Here is a 16,552-nt window from a genome sequence, read left to right as displayed (position 1 = left end):
CGGCCAGTTCGTTGCTTAGTTGTCTGCGGCTGCCGCAGCCTCGCGCCGCAGCTCACGCGCACGGAGCAGAACTGCGTCCTCAAGCTGTCGCACGGTGGAGGCGGAAACGGGTGCATCGACCCAACCCTGACCGCCATTGACCTGCCGGAAAACGGAGACATTCAGAGCCCCCGCACTCAACTCTGCCGACTGGATAAAGACTGTCGCACGGAATCGTTCCGCCGCGGATCCACTGGGTGTGCCCCAATCTGTCGTAATCACGCCACCAAACGGATCGCTAGACGCGATCGGCAGGAAATCAATGGTGTCGAGCGCAGCGCGCCACATGTAGGAATTCACGTTAAGCGGAGGGCCCGCGCTTTCCGCCAGTTCGCCAGAAAGCAGTTCGGCAACGTTGATACCCCGCTCAGGATTAGCGCTCTCAGGGACACCCGGAGCTTCGCCCGAGGCTAGCGTGTCACAGCCCGCGATCACCGCGACGGCGGCCAAGGCCATCAGATACTTGACGCTTTTCTGCATGGGACCAAAAGCCCTCCCTCGTGCGCGTCGCGCGCTCGTGCGCACGTCATATGTTTAGTTGTGACGAGTATTATAGGGGTGCCTCAAAACCGACAAGGGCTTTGCCGTGGCGGAACGCAACACCTGTCTAATAGGGCCCGAGCGCCATACTGTGACATAGCTGCATCAATACCTTGGATTGAAATGAAGTCTTTGCGAATCCCTTTGACCTGAGAGGCCACTTTCGCAATTTTCACCTTATCCGGCTCACAGGGGTGTGAGTGTCGGTAACCTTTATACCTTATGAGGGACAACCCATGAAAAACGTTCTGATCGCCTCCACGGCGCTCGTCGCATTCGCAGGCGCTGCATTCGCAGACGGCCACGCTTCCCCGCTGACGCTCTCCGGCTCCGCGGACTTCGGCGTTGCATCTGTTAGCCAGGGCAGCAACACTGACACCTACTTCATCCACGACTTCGACATCTCCTGGGCTGCAAACGGCACCACCGATGCTGGTCTCCAGTTCGGCGCGTCCGGTCAGCTCGACGACGACACGACCCCGACCGTTTACCTCGCAGGCTCCTGGGGCCGCATCGAGTTCGGTGATGCGGACGACGGCATGGACGCAGCTCTGCCTGGCGTTTCCACCGCTGGCCTCGAAGACAACCCAGGTGGTTCCGGCGCATACGGTGTTGCTGCTAACGCATCCATCGGCGACTACGACCGCACCGACACCGGCCTCGGCTCGGATGAAGTGCTCTACACCTCCCCGACCTTCGGCGGTGCGACCTTCTACGCGTCCTACGGCATCCAGGGTCAGTCCACCAACGCAAACGACACCGGCGCAGTCGGCATCCGTTACGTTGTTGGCGGCTGGACGATCGGCGCAGGCTACGCTGAAGCAGGCACCCGCGACGCATACGGCATCGGCGTGAGCGGCTCCATCGGCCCGGCAAACGTTGCTCTGCAGTATCGTGAGCAGGAAGACACTGGCACCGCGAACGATCAGGAAGACATCGATGTCTCCGTGACCTTCGCAGCTGGCGCAGGTACCGTTGGCGCGATGGCGAACTTCTCTGAGCGTACGACTGCTGCTGGCGTAAGCCAGGACGTCGATGGCTTCGGCGTGTGGTACAACATGCCGCTCGGCGGCGGCGCGACCCTGAACGTTGCAGCGGGCTCTCAGGAAGTGTTCGTCGGCGGCGTGTCCCAGGACCGCGACGAGTTCGGCGTGGGCGTCTCCATGTCCTTCTAATCTTCGGATTGGATAGAACTACGGAAGAGCGGGCCTTGCGCCCGCTCTTTTCGTTTGATGGTCATGTTGCAATACCGTCACCTGCATCCTAAACCGCGAGCAAGCTCAGCGGAGAGGATTGCAAATGTCCCTTTCAGAAATCTCGGATCGAGTTGGAAAGACCTGTGCTGAATGCGGTCGCCCGACTTCAGACGTCACGTTAATTGCGGTGTCAAAAGTTCAGCCGAATGATCGTGTTCAAACGGTTCTTGAAGAGGGTCACCGGGTCTATGGTGAAAACAAAGTGCAGGAGGCAGCAGGCAAGTGGCCCGGTTTCCGCGAGAGCTTTCCAGACACTGAGTTGCACCTGATCGGTCCGCTGCAATCCAACAAAGCGCGTCAGGCGATGCAATTATTCGATGCGATCCACACACTGGATCGGCCGAAGTTGGCACGCAAGTTTGCGGATATTGCGCAGGAGATCGGGCATTGTCCCGAGTTATTCATTCAGGTGAATACCGGTCTGGAAGACCAAAAAGCCGGTATTGCACCTGATGAACTGGACGCACTGGTGGAAAATGCGCGTTCGATGGATTTGCCCGTTGCGGGGCTGATGTGCATCCCCCCTGTCCACGAAACACCCAGCCTGCATTTCGCGCTGCTCGCCAAGTTGGCGGAGCGCAATGGACTTACCGGGTTGAGCATGGGCATGAGCGGTGATTTCGAACAGGCTATTAAGTTGGGTGCCACCCATGTGCGGGTTGGGTCCGCTATCTTTGGCGCACGTGACTATGGCTGAATAAGGATTCGGCTGTCCGCCTGCCAATGCGCCAGTAGCCAAAGCAGATCCGAACGGTTGAAGGCAATGCAGCCCTCTGTCGGAAACCGCGCCCGCCGCCAGCAATGCACAAAGATTGCAGAGCCCAGGCCGGGGCTTGCAACAGGCCAGTTCCAGTCCGTCACAAGCACGATGTCATAAAGCGGGTCGCCCCGCCGCAACCTCTCATAGCTGAATGACTGGGGCGCCGTCGTGACATGGTGATTGTATTTTGGATCGCTCGGATCATCAGACCAAAGATCGCGCACACTGATGGGATCGAGCGGTATCCGCGTTAAGGGGCGCCGCAACCGATCGGCACGATAATATCCGTGCGCAAGCCTCAGCTCCGCGATCGGTGTGCAGCCATCCCCCTCGCGCTTTGACGTTGCAAACCCTCCCCGCCCCACAGCACAGGGCATACTGCGGCCCATGAAGCGTGCGCCCCAATGGCCGACCAAGAGATCAGACGATCTCGCCCTCAAAGAAGGTGACCGCTTTTTGCAGCCTTCGTGGCGAGATAGGCGGCATTTTGTGGATTTTCCCCAACTTTAAGCGCCACGCGCTCTGCGACGTTCACACCGCTGGCATCCATCATTGCCGTCTTCGCTGGATTGTTGGTCATGAGCCGAACCGAATTGAAACCGAGCAGTTTCAGGATTTGGGCTCCAAGGCGAAAATCGCGCTCGTCATCCTCGAACCCCAACCGGTGATTTGCCTCGACCGTATCGAAGCCCTGATCCTGCAGCGCATAGGCGCGCATTTTGTTGGCGAGCCCGATGCCACGGCCTTCTTGGTTGAGATAGAGCAAGACACCGGCGCCCTCTTGCCCGATTTGATCGAGCGCGGCCCGCAATTGAGGGCCGCAATCGCATTTCAGCGATCCGGCCAGATCGCCGGTGAAGCAGGCGGAGTGCAGGCGCGACAGGACTGGTTTAGATCGGTCGGGTTGTCCAACCTCAATTGCGTAATGCTCCTCTCCACCATCGCGTGGGCGGAAAACGTGCACGCGGCCCGCATCCGATATTTCCAGCGGCACGCGCGCAGACGATACGGCAACCAATGGCGAGGTAGCGCCCGCAGGAAGGATCGCGTCCAGCGGAACGTCAACCAGGCCCGATGACATGGGTTCTGCAATGGGCCCGACCACGAGTGCTGAGGGAAGCAGGTGCGCCTCCTTGCACAATTGGATGGCCATGCGATGGATTTCTGCCGCTCCCCCACGCAATGCCCGGAAGGGTCCCTTGAGCGGGTTCGCAAGGTCAGTCGCGGGATCCGCTGTGGCGAGCATCCAGCGGAAGTCGGCATCGGGCGCGACGGCAATGCGAACAACATCACCGTCGTAGCCCGTCACTTTCAGAGTGCGGGCGCGCCAGGGCGTAAGCGCCATCGAGACTTCGCCGCCGACTGACCGCAGATCGGCAAGCCGCTGCGGGCTCAACGTCTCGACCGCGGCGATCAGATGATCCCCGACGCGGACGGGAACGCCCATCCGCAACTCGTTTCGCGCGCGGGAAAACAGCTCCTCCGGCGTCGGTGTCAGGGTCATTCGAGGGCTCCGCGGGTGACGAACAGTAGCCCGGATATAGGCATTGCCCCGCTAAATGTGAAACAAAAGCATGCCATCGTACACGCATCCGTGAAACCACGTTTCACTGCCTTGCGATGGTGAGGCGTCATCCGCACCTTCATCCCCAACAACGAACCCAGAGAGGAAATAGCGATGAGTGGCCTGAAGAAAATCCTGCTTGTGGATGATGACGAAGATCTGCGCGAAGTTCTGGCCGACCAGCTCGTCCTCACCGAAGAATTCGACGTATTCGAAGCCGGGAACGGCTCTGAAGCGATGGAGAAGGCAAAGCAGGCAATCTATGACCTCGTCATCCTCGATGTGGGATTGCCGGATCTCGACGGCCGCGAGCTGTGCCGCCTGATGCGCAAACAGGGCGTCAAATGTCCGATCCTGATGCTGACCGGGCACGTGACCGACGCAGATACAATTCTTGGCCTCGATTCCGGCGCGAATGACTATGTAACGAAGCCCTTCAAGTTCCCTGTTTTGCTGGCCCGCATCCGCGCGCAACTGCGCCAGCATGAGCAGAGCGAGGATGCCGTATTCTCAATTGGCCAGTACACGTTCAAACCCTCTGCCAAGATGCTGATCACTGAGGATGAGAAGAAGATCCGGTTGACCGAAAAGGAAACCAACATCCTCAAGTTCCTCTACCGCGCCAATGATGCGGTCGTTGCCCGCGATGTTCTGCTCAACGAAGTCTGGGGATACAACGCGGCGGTGACGACGCATACGTTGGAAACACACATCTACCGGTTGCGACAAAAGATCGAGATTGACCCAAAGAATGCGTCGCTACTTGTTACTGAATCTGGTGGATACCGCCTGACACTGTAACACGACTGCCTTAAACTCACATGAAATTGCCACTTTGTGACGTTTGGAGTTGAAAAATGCAATTCGCTCGGACATAAAGAAGGGGCATTACTTCTCCCCCACATTGAAGTGATGCCCCGGTCACTGAATCCCCCTCCAAAGGTGACCCCTAAGGGATTGACGCCCGTCGGTTAGGAATAACCGAACGGGCGCTTTCTCTTTCTGGGCCTTGCGTTACGGTGTGCGCTTCTTCATCACAGACAGACGATAGCTGCGCGAGAAGAGGCCCGACATGACGATCCGACTTTGCACCTGGAATATCAACTCAGTGCGTCTGCGCGCGCCTATCGTCTTGAAATTACTTGAAGAAGAGGCACCAGACGTCCTGTGCCTGCAAGAGACGAAATCCCCCGTAGACAAGATCCCGATGGAGCTGTTTGCACAGGCGGGATATCCGCACATCGTCGCGGATGGAAACAAGGGATATAACGGCGTCGCAATCCTGTCGCGCTTGCCGCTGGAAGATGCGGGAAAGCGCACCTTCTGTGACACAGGCCATGCGCGCCATTGTGCAGCGCGACTCGAATCAGGACTGACGATTCATAACTTCTATGTCCCCGCCGGTGGGGACGAGGCGAACCCGGACACGAATCCGAAATTTGCCCATAAGCTCGAATTTCTGGCTAACATGGCGAAATGGGGCCGTGAGGAAGATGTTTCCAAATCTGTTCTGGTAGGCGATCTCAATATTGCACCTCGTGAAGACGATGTCTGGTCGCATAAGCAGCTGCTCAAGGTCGTCTCCCACACACCGGTTGAGGTTGAGGCACTGGAAAAGGTCATGATCGATGGCGGATGGGAGGATGTGACCCGCGCCGACATACCGGAGGGGAAGCTCTATTCGTGGTGGTCCTACCGCGCGAAGGACTGGTCGGCGGCAGATAAAGGCCGCAGGTTGGACCACATCTGGGCGACGGATGGCGCAGGCCACGTGCCCGGCTCATCAAAGATCCTGCGTGATGCGCGCGGATGGGAAAAGCCGTCAGATCACGCCCCGCTGTTTGCAAGCTTCGACCCATGATTGAGGTCAGCCAGAGCGGGCAAGTCGTTACGATCACGCTTGCCGCGCCGGAGCGACGAAATGCCTTGCGCATCGCGGATATGCAGGCTCTTGGCGATGCGCTGAACCAGGCCGACAACGATCCGAATGTCCGGGTCTGCATCCTGACAGGCCAAGGCAAGGTGTTTAGTGCCGGTGCCGATTTTGGCGAGTTGACCGCTGGAGAGCGGCCCGACATTCCGCTTGCTGAATTGAGCGCCCGAATTGAGGCGATGCGACTGCCGGTTGTTGCCGGATTAAACGGGGCCGTGATGGGTGCTGCTGTCGATATTGCGGCTGCATGCGATTTGCGCGTGGCCGTGACTGGCGCGCGCCTCGCAATTCCGGCGGCGATGATCGGTGTGCACTATCCCGGCGCGTCAATTGCCCGGATCGAACGATCCTTTGGCCCAGCCGTGGCCAAGCGTCTGTTGCTGGCGGCGGAGACCTTTACCCTGCCCGATCCGGCGTTGGGGGGCTGGGTGACCGCCTGTACCGATGCTGAGAGCTTTGGTCAGACGGTACGCGAACTCGGCTGCAAAGTCGCCTCGCTCGCCCCTCTTTCTGTGAGTGGCATGAAGCGCAGTGTGAACGACCGCGATGATGCGGCGGCCCGTGTCACAGCATGCGCTGAGAGTGCAGATCACGCAGAGGCGCTTTCAGCCAGAAAGGAAAAGCGCACCGCCCAATTTCAGGGGCAGTAGCGCAGGGGCCTTTCCCGCATTTCGCGCGCCGCACGCTAGCGGCGGATTTGCTCCGGTATCAGCCCCTTTGGGAAGAAGCGCAGCGTCAGCAGCAGTACCAACCCCATGATGAACAGCCGCATATGCGGTGCTGCGTCCAGCAGATGGCTCTTGAGCGCATTGCCGTCGGCCATGCCGGACGTGATCAGTTCCATACCCATCGGGGCCCAGTTTTCAGCCTGAACCCAGGTGAACCAGATCAGGAAGCCCCCAAGGATCGCGCCCCAGTTGTTGCCCGATCCACCGACGATCACCATCACCCAAATCAGGAAGGTGAAGCGCAGGGGATTGTAGGTACCCGGCGTGAACTGCCCGTCGAGCGTGACAAGCATCGCCCCTGCAACGCCAACTACACCGGAGCCGAGGATGAAAATCTGTCGGTGGCGACGTACGACATCCTTGCCCATCGCCTCTGCCGCGTCGCGGTTGTCGCGGATCGCACGCATCATGCGCCCCCACGGGGAATGGAGGGCCCGCTCGGCGAGCCAAAGGATGATTGCGAGCACGGCGAGGAACAGCCCAGCATAGCACAGGCGCACAAACACCGTGGACGCGGTCACCGGATCCATGCCGATCGTGTCGGCAAAGTTCATGAAGGTCTTGTTGATCTGCAGATCGACCTCATAAGGGACAGGCCGATCGAGGCCCGCCGCATTCTTGACCCCACGCGCCAGCCAGTCTTCATTCTTCAGGATTGCCAGAACGATCTCTGAAATCCCGAGTGTCGCGATAGCCAGGTAGTCGGATCGCAGGCCAAGGGCGATGCGTGCGATGAGCCAGGCCGCGCCAGCCGCAAAGAGGCCGCCCACGATCCAGCTGAGAATGATGGGCAGTCCTGCGCCGCCGATATTGCCGAATTGGGCCGGGTCCTGCGCCTCAATCGCATCGACGGCCGGGCCGAAGAAGCTGCGCATCGTGAAATAGCCCGCAATGACGATGGCAAAGGTCGCGATACCCCGGATGCGCTTGGGCAGTCTGGGGCGAAGCCATGCGACCAGAACGATCGTGACGCCGAGCGCCAAAAGAGATGCGAACAGGCCTGCCCCGCCCGCCGCCCAGGCCTCGGGCCTTGGTTGCAGGCTGACAAGAACACCCGCCACGCCGCCAAGGGCAGCAAAGCCCATGATGCCGACATTGAACAGCCCGCCATAGCCCCACTGCATGTTAACGCCCAGCGCCATGATGGCAGAGATCAGGCACAGGTTGAGGATCGACAGGGCCAGCGGCCAGCTTTGCACGAAACCAACCAATGCGATGGCCGTGAGCATTGCGGCATAAAGAACGATGATACGAAGGGTCTGGCTCATATCACTTTCCCCTTGAAGAGACCCGTGGGCCGGACCAGCAGCACCACGACAAGGATGACGAAGCTGACGGCGAATTTGTAATCGGTTGAAAGCAATTGCAGCAGACCCTCGGGTTCCCATCCCGGGATCAGGTAATCTGCGAACTTCTTATAGGCATAGGTCACTGTCACCTCGCTGAACGCGATGACAAAGCCGCCCGCGATAGCCCCCACCGGGTTGCCGATGCCGCCGACGATGGCCGCCGCGAAGATCGGCAGCAGAAGCTGGAAATAGGTGAAGGGCTTGAAGCTTTTGTCGAGGCCGTAGAGCGTGCCCGCCACGGTGGCGAGGCCGGCTGCAATCACCCAGGTCCAGAACACGACCTTCTTCGGGTCGATGCCGGAAAGCAGCGCCAGATCCTCATTGTCCGAATAGGCGCGCATCGCCTTGCCCATTCGCGAGCGGTTTAGGAACCGGAAGAGTGCAATCACGATGATGATGGCGACCACGACGGTCAGAACCTGCGTTGTCCGCAGGGCCAATCCCTCATCCAACCCGGTCATTTCCTTGAAGTCACGTGCACGGATGATGAAGCGCTCTCCATCCGCGAAGCGCTGATCATCCGGTCCGATGACGAGGCGCGTCAGGCCGTTGAGCACAAACATCACGCCGACAGAGGCGATCACGAAGACCACCGGCGCGGCCCGCACCTTACGATAATAGCTGTAGACGGTGCGATCCATCAGAAGGCTCATCGCGACCGCAACCGCGATGCCGATGGGCAGGGCGATCAGCGCGGTTGGCAAGGGCCCCGCACTGACGCCGAGGCTTTGCAGCCACCACGTAAACAGGATCACCGCGGCAGTCCCAAATGCCATGAGGTCGCCATGTGCAAAGTTGGAAAACCGCAAGACCGCGTAAATCAGCGTCACACCCAGCGCACCGAGCGCCAATTGGCTGCCATAGGCAAGACCGGGGATGAAGACGAAGTTCGCAAAGAGGACGAGCGCGTTGAGGATGTCGGTCATGTTATGGACTCACAGGTTCCGTGCCACTGACTTGGAATTGGATCATTCAAGAAAATAGTATGCCTACTATGCACCGCAGAGTTGTTTGGATAAATTGTCGTAGTCTGGACTGCGCCAGTATCAAGTATATGCACAAACGATATTGCAGAGCTACCAAACACTGGGACGACCGAAACACTACCAATATTTCCCAGCATCGTAGCTTCCCCGGTGCTTCCATTGATCGCAAAATCAAAACTCATACTGGCTGGACGACATCCTATTTCAGATCCACACTCCTGCGAAAAATTGCATCGAAAAAAACTACTCTCGGATGACAATGCTGGCGGTGAAATAAACAACAAAAAAATCAAGACGAAAATCTTCGGCACGGATCTTCCGTACTCAAGGTAATAATCTTGTCCGTGGATCTGCCCCATATAGGAAGGTCGTTTTGGCTTTGCTAAATCCTCTCGCGGAAATTGCGATTCCGAACAGTGAACTTTGGATGCTCTATTTTGCATCTTCATGCCTCATCCCTCTTCAACGATCCAAATGCACTGTCCCGATCCGGTCGCGGATGCAGTGGCGATGTCAGCCTCCTGCCCGTCCTGAAGATCGTAGACGAAGTCAAATGAGAGCGCTTCGGTCAGGTTCACGGTGATCTCTCCCCGATCCGGGCTCCACTGAACGTATTGGCGCCAGTAGCTCGGGTCTCGCTCGTCCGAGAAAACGCCACGGATCTGACCACCGCGATCCTCCATCCGCAAATAGGCGCGACCGAACGCGCCTTGCGTGATGATGAGGAAGGGTGTGGGAGGGGCTGCCCGGGCGCAGTCACCGTCCACGCACCATTGGGCGAAGGTACATTCCATGCGTGGCGCAGCGGCTGCTGCGGCTTCACGATTGGCTGCAACCCGCGACACGTTCCACCAGACGCCCGCAGCAATAAGGGCAAAGAAGCTGACGAGGAAAATTGCAAAGGTCCGGTTTGGACTACCCCGCCCCCATCCACCGGGCGCTTTGCCGGAATATTTCCGCATCGGCGCCTTGCTGAACCGTCTGGACCGGGGTTCACGCACATCCTCATCCTCCCAGGAAGGTGCGGCGCACTTCGGGGTTGGCCAGGAGAGCCTCGCCCGTGTCGGTATAGGCATTGCGGCCTTGCACCAGAACGTAGCCACGATCAGCGATGTTGAGGGCCTGCCGCGCGTTCTGCTCCACCATCAGAATGGCGATGCCGGTGCGGGCCACCTCGATAATCCGGTCGAACAACTCGTCCATCACGATGGGGGAGACGCCCGCCGTCGGCTCATCAAGCATCAACAGCTTTGGTTCCGTCATCAATGCGCGCCCAACGGCAACCTGCTGACGCTGGCCGCCAGAGAGTTCGCCAGCCGGTTGGCGGCGCTTCTCCCGCAGGATGGGGAAGAGGTCGAAGACCTGTTCCATCGTTGATCGGAAATCATCCCTGCGCAGGTAGGCCCCCATCTCGAGGTTTTCCTGCACGGTCATGGAGACGAATACGTTGTTGGTCTGGGGCACAAACCCCATGCCCATGGCCACGCGTTCCTGCGGTGTCAGCCCTGTGATGTCCTGCCCGTCCAACGTGACGGAGCCTTCGCGTAGCGGCAGCATGCCGAACACGGCCTTCATTGCCGTGGACTTGCCCGCGCCGTTGGGGCCGACAATCACGGCGATCTGGCCTTGTTCGACTGTGATGTCGCATGAATGCAGAATGTCGGCTGCGCCATAGCCGCCCGTCATCGCAGAGGCGTTCAGAAAGCTCATACCGACGCCTCCTTGTTCTTCAGGCCGGTGCCCAGATAGGCCTCGATCACACGCTCATCTGCTTTGACGTCTTCAACCTTCCCCTGCGCCAGAACTTGCCCTTCGGCCATAACGATGACCGGGTCGCAGAGCCGGGAGATGAAATCCATGTCGTGCTCAATCATGCAGAATGTGTAGCCGCGTTCGCGGTTCAGGCGGACAATGGCATCGCCGATGGTGTTGAGCAGCGTCCGGTTCACGCCTGCGCCCACCTCATCAAGAAACACGATCTTGGCGTCCACCATCATCGTCCGGCCCAGCTCCAGCAGCTTCTTCTGACCTCCTGAGAGGTTGCCCGCAAGCTCGTCAGCGACATGGGGGATTTCGAGGAAATCGATGACTTCGTCGGCCTTTTCGCGGATGGCGGCCTCCTGCCGTTTGACCTCTGCCGAGCGGAACCATGCAGACCACAGCCCCTCCCCCGCCTGATCGCCGGGCACCATCATCAGATTGTCCCGCACGGTCAGCGTCGAAAATTCATGGGCGATCTGGAAAGTGCGCAGAAGTCCCTTGTGAAACAGCTCATGCGGTGAAAGGCCCGTAATCTCCTCACCATCAAGCCAAACATGACCGGAAGTCGGCGTGTAGTGCCCGGCCACCACGTTGAAGAGCGTCGTCTTTCCTGCGCCATTCGGGCCAATCAGGCCCGTGATCGAGCCTTCGGCAATCTCGATGCTCGCGCCGTTCACGGCCTTGATGCCGCCGAAATGCATGTGAAGGTCTTCGACCCGGATCATGTGCCACCCCGTATACAAGCGGCCCGAGGTTACCCCCGGGCCGCGATTTGCATGTCCCTTAGGTGAATTTAGCGGACGGATACAGTGGAGAATGCACCATCCATCACTTCCAGCTCACGGTAGGAGCCAGCCGCCTCACCCGGGCCGATCAGTTCCACGCCGGTCGCGCCGGTGTAGTTCACCTCACCACCATTCGCGAGGATGGACAGCGCCATGCCGAGCTGGCCCGGGCCAACCTCAACACCTGGTGCGTTTGCCACGTCCATCAGGTTGGCCGCGATCGTCGCACGGTCTGCAGCACCGCCTGCCTGTGCGGCGAGGATCATCAGCGCTGCCGCATCATAGCTCTCACCACGGTAGGGGCCGTCACCTTCGATGCCGTTGGCCTTAGCCATCGCGTCGAAGAAGGCGAAGCCTGCGCTGTCGGAGCCGGGTGCGGTGCCGAACGTGCCGTCGATGTCGCCGCCGAAGGTTTCGGTTAGGCTGTCACCGATCATGCCGTCGCCCAGGATGAACGTATCGAACGCGCCGGTGTCGAGGGACGACTGGATGATGCCGCGGCCACCCTGGTCAACATAGCCAAACACGGCGAGTGCATCGGCACCAGCGGCCGCAAGTGCGCCGACTTCTGCGGAGTAATCGCCTTTGCCGTCTTCGTGGGCTGCGACGATCTCAACCGAGCCGCCAGCCGCCTCAAACGCTGCCTGGAAGGCATCCGCGAGGCCAAGGCCGTAGTCGTTGTTGGTGTAAGTGATTGCGACGCTGTCGACGCCCCGCTCAGTGACGATGTCTGCAAGGACCTGACCCTGACGGGCGTCGGAAGGTGCCGTGCGGAAGAACAGGTCATTGTCTTCGATGGTGGACAACGCCGGGGAGGTCGCAGACGGCGAGACCATGACGACGCCATTCGGAACGGCGACGTTCGAGGCCACCGCACCGGTGACGCCGGAACAGTCCGCTCCCATGATGCCGATCACGTTGTCGCCAGTCACCAGACGCTCTGCCGCAGCGGACGCTGCCGCGCTGTCGATACAGGTGGAGTCCGCGCGCACCGGAGCAAGCGTTACCGATCCATCGAGGAACATGCCCGAAGCGTTCGCTTCAGCAATGGCCAGCTCAGCGGATGCCCCCATGTCAGGGGTCAGCGATTCAATCGGGCCGGTGAAGCCAAGGATCACGCCGATATTGGCCGTGGTTGCGTGACCGTCGGCAAGCGCGCCGGTTGCAGTTGCTGCGGCCAGAGCCGTGCTGATCAAAAAGCGGTTCATTGAGATCTCCCATTATAATTCTTGGACTGGCTGCATCAAAAATGCCGCCCGTCCCGATTACAAGGGAAATCCGACGTCATGCGGCGGGATCAGAGCAAGCCGCGTGATGTCGCTTCGTCCCGCGCGACGTAGTACTCGTCACGATAGGTCTCGTATGGATGGCCGGCACCGGCCTCTACATCCTTGTACTGCTCTTGATTGTTCATGTGCGCAATCAGCTGATCGTCTTCAAAGTTGCCCATCCAATCGCGATACCCTTGTAAGGAATCGCCATGCAGGGCGATCGGCTCCCACGGCTCGGCCGCGTTGGAGCCACCGTTCAGCTGAATCTCAGCTAGAACCGAAGTATTCACATTGTCTGCCGTTCCGGAGACAGCAGACTCAACGACAGCAACGACACCGACAGCAATTGCAATGACGGCGCCGGCAAGTACGACATAGTCGGCGGTGACAGTGCCAGACTCGTCTTTCAGAAACAGCTTCAACATTTCTCAGCTCTCCAAATACGACTCGCCCCCTAGACTGACGTTACGCATTCAATCTGGCGAGATCGTGGCAATTACTTAGCAATACTGAGCGCTGAATTACTGAATTGCTGTAATGTTGAGACCACGAATCTCAGACTCATTTAAAGCAATGTGGTATTTATCGCATAAGACCCGATGCAACGGGTCTGACGTCACAGATGCGCCCGCGTGCGGTCCGTAGTCCTGAACCAATTTCAAGACTTCTTCATCTTCGAGTGTCGCAAGTCGTGCACGGCCCTGATCGACTTCATCTGCAGATAACGCAATTGCCGACCACGGTGTGACTTGCGTCATTCCCAGATTGTCACTGACATGAGGGGCAGCCCACTCAATACCATTCGCCTCGTTCTCGACAGGTGCAGCACCGTCGAATTCGGGAGTGCTCATGCGAACATTGATCGTTGGTCCAACAGTTGAGACGGGAATATTGACCGTCTCTTCCACGACAGCTGTCATTGTCTGTGCGGCGTCGCCAAGCCCGGTCTCGATTGCATAGACAACCGCAGACCCAACGACGAGCAAGCCAGCCGTCAGGGCGACCCATTCCATGGTCGTGGCGCCGCGTTCTTCCGTGATGAAGGCCGTTATGCTCACGTGTCTGTCCCAAACTTTCGCTCGATTGGGAACTATCTGCCTCTAATACGGCGAAAAGGCGACTAAAACTCGCTGAAATGGGGCATTTTGCAACCCTAGCATGCGCAGCACTGGGCGCAATCGCGCTATGCCAGTGTTTTTCCGTCCTGCCACAGCGTTTCAGCAGGCGAAATGTGTCCGGTGACGATGCCATTCCAATTCATCTGAGGCGGATTGAGTCGTTTCGCCACAAGCGGATGGCCCGGATCAGCAACACCGAGCCGCACAAGAAGCGCAGCAATTGCGGATTCCGACGCGCGGGTCGCGCCGTCCTCGATCTTTAGAGCGATGCCAAGCTTTTGTTCAGGGAGGATCGCGGCGAAGACCGCCTCGGCACCTGTCTTCAGCGCAACGGCGCCCGGCATCGCGGCCATCAATTCGGAGCACGCCCGCCCTTCGCCCGCCACGAGCAAGGGATGAGAACGCATGGCAGCTACGAGCCGTGTCGCCGCATCACCGCGTTTGCCCGAGAGGCGCGCGGGATCAGACATCGTCGCCAGCGCTCTGGCAAAGCCACGAAGTGACGTCGCATGGTTCGGCGCGGAGCAACCATCAATGCCAAAACCCGGAGACGTTTCTTGCGTCATCTCCTCAAACGCATCCTTCACCGCCTGCTGAACGGGGTGGTCCACCTCATGATAGTCAGGACCACCTGAGAGATGTTTTGAAAGGGTCAGAAATCCGGCATGCTTGCCCGAACAGTTGTTGTGCAACTGACAAGGCCGTTCGCCCGCCGTACGAAGCCGATCTGCCTCGGCCCGGTCCGAGGGGGCCTGCGCCCCACACCGCAAAGCAGATTCAGCCAGATCAAGTGTGCCGAGCCAATCAGATACGCGTTCGGTATGTAACAATGCACCTTGATGCGACGCGCAAGCGAGTGCGAGCTGTTCAGAGCCAAGCCCGAAGCGATCAGCGGCACCACTCTCAAGCAGAGGAAGAGCCTGCAGCATCTTGCACGATGACCGCGGGAAAATCGTGGCATCCGCATTACCGAACTCTGCAAGAACATTGCCGTCCGCGTGCATAATGATGGCATGGCCCCGGTGAACGGATTCCAGCAGGCCACCACGCCAGACATCGACAAGTTCGACGGCTTCGGCTGAGCGATCAGTCATCCTCAAGTTCCTCGGCAATGCGATCTGGCAGGCCCGCACGCATTCGACCGAAGGCAAGGCGCACGCGGGATTTGACGGTCCCAAGCGGAAGGCCCTCACGCTCGGCAATTTCCGCCTGGCTCAACCCTTCGAAGAAGGTGGCGTGCAGGACGAGGCGCTGTGGCTCTGGCAGCGAGGCCAGCACCTCTCGCACGATGTCCTGCCGTTCCTGTGCCGAAACGGCTGCACTGCCATCCGGCTCTGGATCAGGGTGGAACATCGGATCGTTCAGATCTGGTTCGCGCCGTGCCGAGCGGCGGATGCGGTCGATCCGCCGGTTTCTGGCAATGGCGAAAATCCAGGTGGAGGCCGCGGCCTTGGCTGGATCAAAGCTCTCGGCCTTGCGCCAGACCTGAACCATGACCTCCTGTGCGATCTCCTCGGCCTCATCATCGGGCATGGAATACCGCAGCATGAAAGACTTCACCCGCCCCGCAAATCGCTGAAAAATGGCCTGAAATGCAGCCTTGTCCCGAGCAGCAATGCGCTGCATCAGCTCGCTGTCAGGCAGCGCTTCCAGTTCATCCGCTTTGGATGGGGCATTATCCGGCGTTTGTCGGGTCAAGTGGTCTTCGTCATCCCTTCGCATCCCAGATAGGGCGAAGCTCAAAAGGTTGGTCTGTTTGGGGTGGTCATGCACCGCCCGCGCAAGCTACATTATTCGTGTGTGGCCCGGGGATGGCAAGCGATGGATGCACCCTGCGCCAAAGTAGTCGGATTCAACGTCAGAGTGGACCGAACACAGTTTGAGGAATGGAGCATTTGGAATGTCGTTTAAGCTGAACTTCTCCGCCTTTGTTGCCGCGACACTGCTGAGCGTGGCACCGGTTTTGGCGCAGGACAATGTCGAGCGGGTGGAGCGGGAGCGGTTCTGGTCCGTTTTCGAAAATGGGAGCGGCGCCGAAAAGGTGTGCTGGATCGCATCGGCCCCCACCGCATCTACTGCGACCCGGAACGGAACTGCAATTGCGGTGAACCGTGGCGATATTCGCCTGATGGTGCGCCAACAACCCGGCACGAATGTCAGCAACGAGGTCAGCTTCACCGGCGGCTATCCATTCCGTGGCGGCAGCACCGTCAACGTCACGATCGGGTCTGAGAGCTTCGACTTCAGCACAGACGGCGAGTGGGCATGGTCCGCTTCCCCCGCCGATGATCAGCGACTGGTTCAAGCCATGCGCCGGGGTGCAGAAGCGCGCGTTGTCGGCATCTCATCTCGCGGCAATCAAACGACAGATACAATCTCTCTGATTGGATTTACTGCCGCACTGGAAAACTCAACGCGCAGGTGCCAAGGTTAATCGCCCCTAATCCGAACCCAGGAGAGAA

At 59.1% G+C, this 16,552-nt stretch carries 19 protein-coding genes; 6 read left to right on the top strand and 13 right to left on the bottom strand.

What is annotated here, in order from left to right; all coding sequences use genetic code 11:
* Nucleotides 1-15: 15 nt before the first annotated feature.
* Complete coding sequence (locus POI8812_RS14845; protein WP_108783396.1) at nt 16-519, bottom strand: DUF3576 domain-containing protein; 504 nt, start codon at nt 517-519, stop codon at nt 16-18.
* A 260-nt stretch (nt 520-779) separates the two neighbouring features.
* Here POI8812_RS14845 and POI8812_RS14840 point away from each other — a divergent pair, with 260 nt between their 5' ends.
* Entirely contained in the window at nt 780-1,754 is a 975-nt protein-coding gene (locus POI8812_RS14840) for a porin (protein WP_146186181.1), read from the top strand.
* Between the two features lie 124 nt (nt 1,755-1,878).
* On the top strand, nt 1,879-2,532 hold the full coding sequence (locus POI8812_RS14835; RefSeq protein WP_108783394.1) for a YggS family pyridoxal phosphate-dependent enzyme: 654 nt from the start codon (nt 1,879-1,881) through the stop codon (nt 2,530-2,532).
* On the opposite strand, the gene POI8812_RS14830 is transcribed toward POI8812_RS14835, so the two are convergent.
* Both POI8812_RS14830 and ribA read right to left on the bottom strand, forming a co-directional pair.
* A complete protein-coding gene (locus POI8812_RS14830; protein ID WP_108783768.1) occupies nt 2,523-2,984 on the bottom strand; it encodes a L,D-transpeptidase family protein in 462 nt (153 codons plus the stop codon). The genes POI8812_RS14835 and POI8812_RS14830 overlap by 10 nt on opposite strands.
* Nucleotides 2,985-3,031: 47 nt before the next feature.
* On the bottom strand, nt 3,032-4,099 hold the full coding sequence (ribA, locus tag POI8812_RS14825) for a GTP cyclohydrolase II (protein ID WP_108783393.1): 1,068 nt from the start codon (nt 4,097-4,099) through the stop codon (nt 3,032-3,034).
* Nucleotides 4,100-4,273: 174 nt separating this feature from the next.
* Between ribA and POI8812_RS14820 the strand changes: the two genes are divergently transcribed.
* From POI8812_RS14820 to POI8812_RS14810, 3 genes are all read left to right on the top strand, one after another.
* Nucleotides 4,274-4,960, top strand: a complete 687-nt coding sequence (locus POI8812_RS14820; protein WP_108783392.1) for a response regulator transcription factor — start codon at nt 4,274-4,276, stop codon at nt 4,958-4,960.
* 271 nt (nt 4,961-5,231) lie between these two features.
* Nucleotides 5,232-6,020 carry an exodeoxyribonuclease III gene (locus POI8812_RS14815; RefSeq protein WP_108783391.1) on the top strand — a complete coding sequence of 263 codons (789 nt, stop codon included), beginning with the start codon at nt 5,232-5,234 and terminating at the stop codon, nt 6,018-6,020.
* Complete coding sequence (locus POI8812_RS14810) at nt 6,017-6,742, top strand: enoyl-CoA hydratase/isomerase family protein (RefSeq protein ID WP_162844975.1); 726 nt, start codon at nt 6,017-6,019, stop codon at nt 6,740-6,742. Before POI8812_RS14815 ends, POI8812_RS14810 begins: the two co-directional genes overlap by 4 nt.
* A gap of 35 nt (nt 6,743-6,777) precedes the next feature.
* On the opposite strand, the gene POI8812_RS14805 is transcribed toward POI8812_RS14810, so the two are convergent.
* The 10 genes from POI8812_RS14805 to POI8812_RS14760 all read right to left on the bottom strand — a co-directional run bounded on the left by POI8812_RS14805 (nt 6,778) and on the right by POI8812_RS14760 (nt 15,788).
* Nucleotides 6,778-8,088, bottom strand: a complete 1,311-nt coding sequence (locus POI8812_RS14805) for a branched-chain amino acid ABC transporter permease (protein ID WP_108783389.1) — start codon at nt 8,086-8,088, stop codon at nt 6,778-6,780.
* A complete protein-coding gene (locus POI8812_RS14800) occupies nt 8,085-9,095 on the bottom strand; it encodes a branched-chain amino acid ABC transporter permease (protein WP_108783388.1) in 1,011 nt (336 codons plus the stop codon). Before POI8812_RS14800 ends, POI8812_RS14805 begins: the two co-directional genes overlap by 4 nt.
* A gap of 512 nt (nt 9,096-9,607) precedes the next feature.
* Nucleotides 9,608-10,156: a hypothetical protein gene (locus POI8812_RS14795; RefSeq protein WP_146186180.1), complete on the bottom strand. Its 549-nt coding sequence runs from the start codon at nt 10,154-10,156 to the stop codon at nt 9,608-9,610.
* Nucleotides 10,157-10,160: 4 nt separating this feature from the next.
* Nucleotides 10,161-10,865, bottom strand: a complete 705-nt coding sequence (locus POI8812_RS14790; RefSeq protein WP_108783386.1) for an ABC transporter ATP-binding protein — start codon at nt 10,863-10,865, stop codon at nt 10,161-10,163.
* Nucleotides 10,862-11,641 carry an ABC transporter ATP-binding protein gene (locus tag POI8812_RS14785; protein WP_108783385.1) on the bottom strand — a complete coding sequence of 260 codons (780 nt, stop codon included), beginning with the start codon at nt 11,639-11,641 and terminating at the stop codon, nt 10,862-10,864. Before POI8812_RS14785 ends, POI8812_RS14790 begins: the two co-directional genes overlap by 4 nt.
* Before the next feature lie 68 nt (nt 11,642-11,709).
* Nucleotides 11,710-12,909 carry an ABC transporter substrate-binding protein gene (locus POI8812_RS14780; RefSeq protein WP_108783384.1) on the bottom strand — a complete coding sequence of 400 codons (1,200 nt, stop codon included), beginning with the start codon at nt 12,907-12,909 and terminating at the stop codon, nt 11,710-11,712.
* An 89-nt stretch (nt 12,910-12,998) separates the two neighbouring features.
* Entirely contained in the window at nt 12,999-13,397 is a 399-nt protein-coding gene (locus POI8812_RS14775; protein ID WP_108783383.1) for a hypothetical protein, read from the bottom strand.
* A gap of 96 nt (nt 13,398-13,493) precedes the next feature.
* The gene (locus tag POI8812_RS14770; protein ID WP_108783382.1) at nt 13,494-14,030 is read right to left on the bottom strand and encodes a hypothetical protein; all 537 of its coding nucleotides are present in this window, start codon (nt 14,028-14,030) and stop codon (nt 13,494-13,496) included.
* A gap of 125 nt (nt 14,031-14,155) precedes the next feature.
* A complete protein-coding gene (locus tag POI8812_RS14765) occupies nt 14,156-15,184 on the bottom strand; it encodes an asparaginase (protein ID WP_108783381.1) in 1,029 nt (342 codons plus the stop codon).
* Complete coding sequence (locus POI8812_RS14760; protein WP_211310411.1) at nt 15,177-15,788, bottom strand: sigma-70 family RNA polymerase sigma factor; 612 nt, start codon at nt 15,786-15,788, stop codon at nt 15,177-15,179. The genes POI8812_RS14765 and POI8812_RS14760 overlap by 8 nt, the downstream gene beginning before the upstream one ends.
* A gap of 202 nt (nt 15,789-15,990) precedes the next feature.
* Between POI8812_RS14760 and POI8812_RS14755 the strand changes: the two genes are divergently transcribed.
* Nucleotides 15,991-16,524 (top strand): invasion associated locus B family protein, encoded by a 534-nt coding sequence (locus tag POI8812_RS14755; RefSeq protein ID WP_108783379.1) that lies wholly within the window; start codon nt 15,991-15,993, stop codon nt 16,522-16,524.
* Nucleotides 16,525-16,552: the final 28 nt, after the last annotated feature.

The organism is Pontivivens insulae (assembly GCF_900302495.1).
GTDB lineage: Bacteria > Pseudomonadota > Alphaproteobacteria > Rhodobacterales > Rhodobacteraceae > Pontivivens > Pontivivens insulae.
This window is presented reverse-complemented; position numbering and strand designations above follow the sequence as displayed.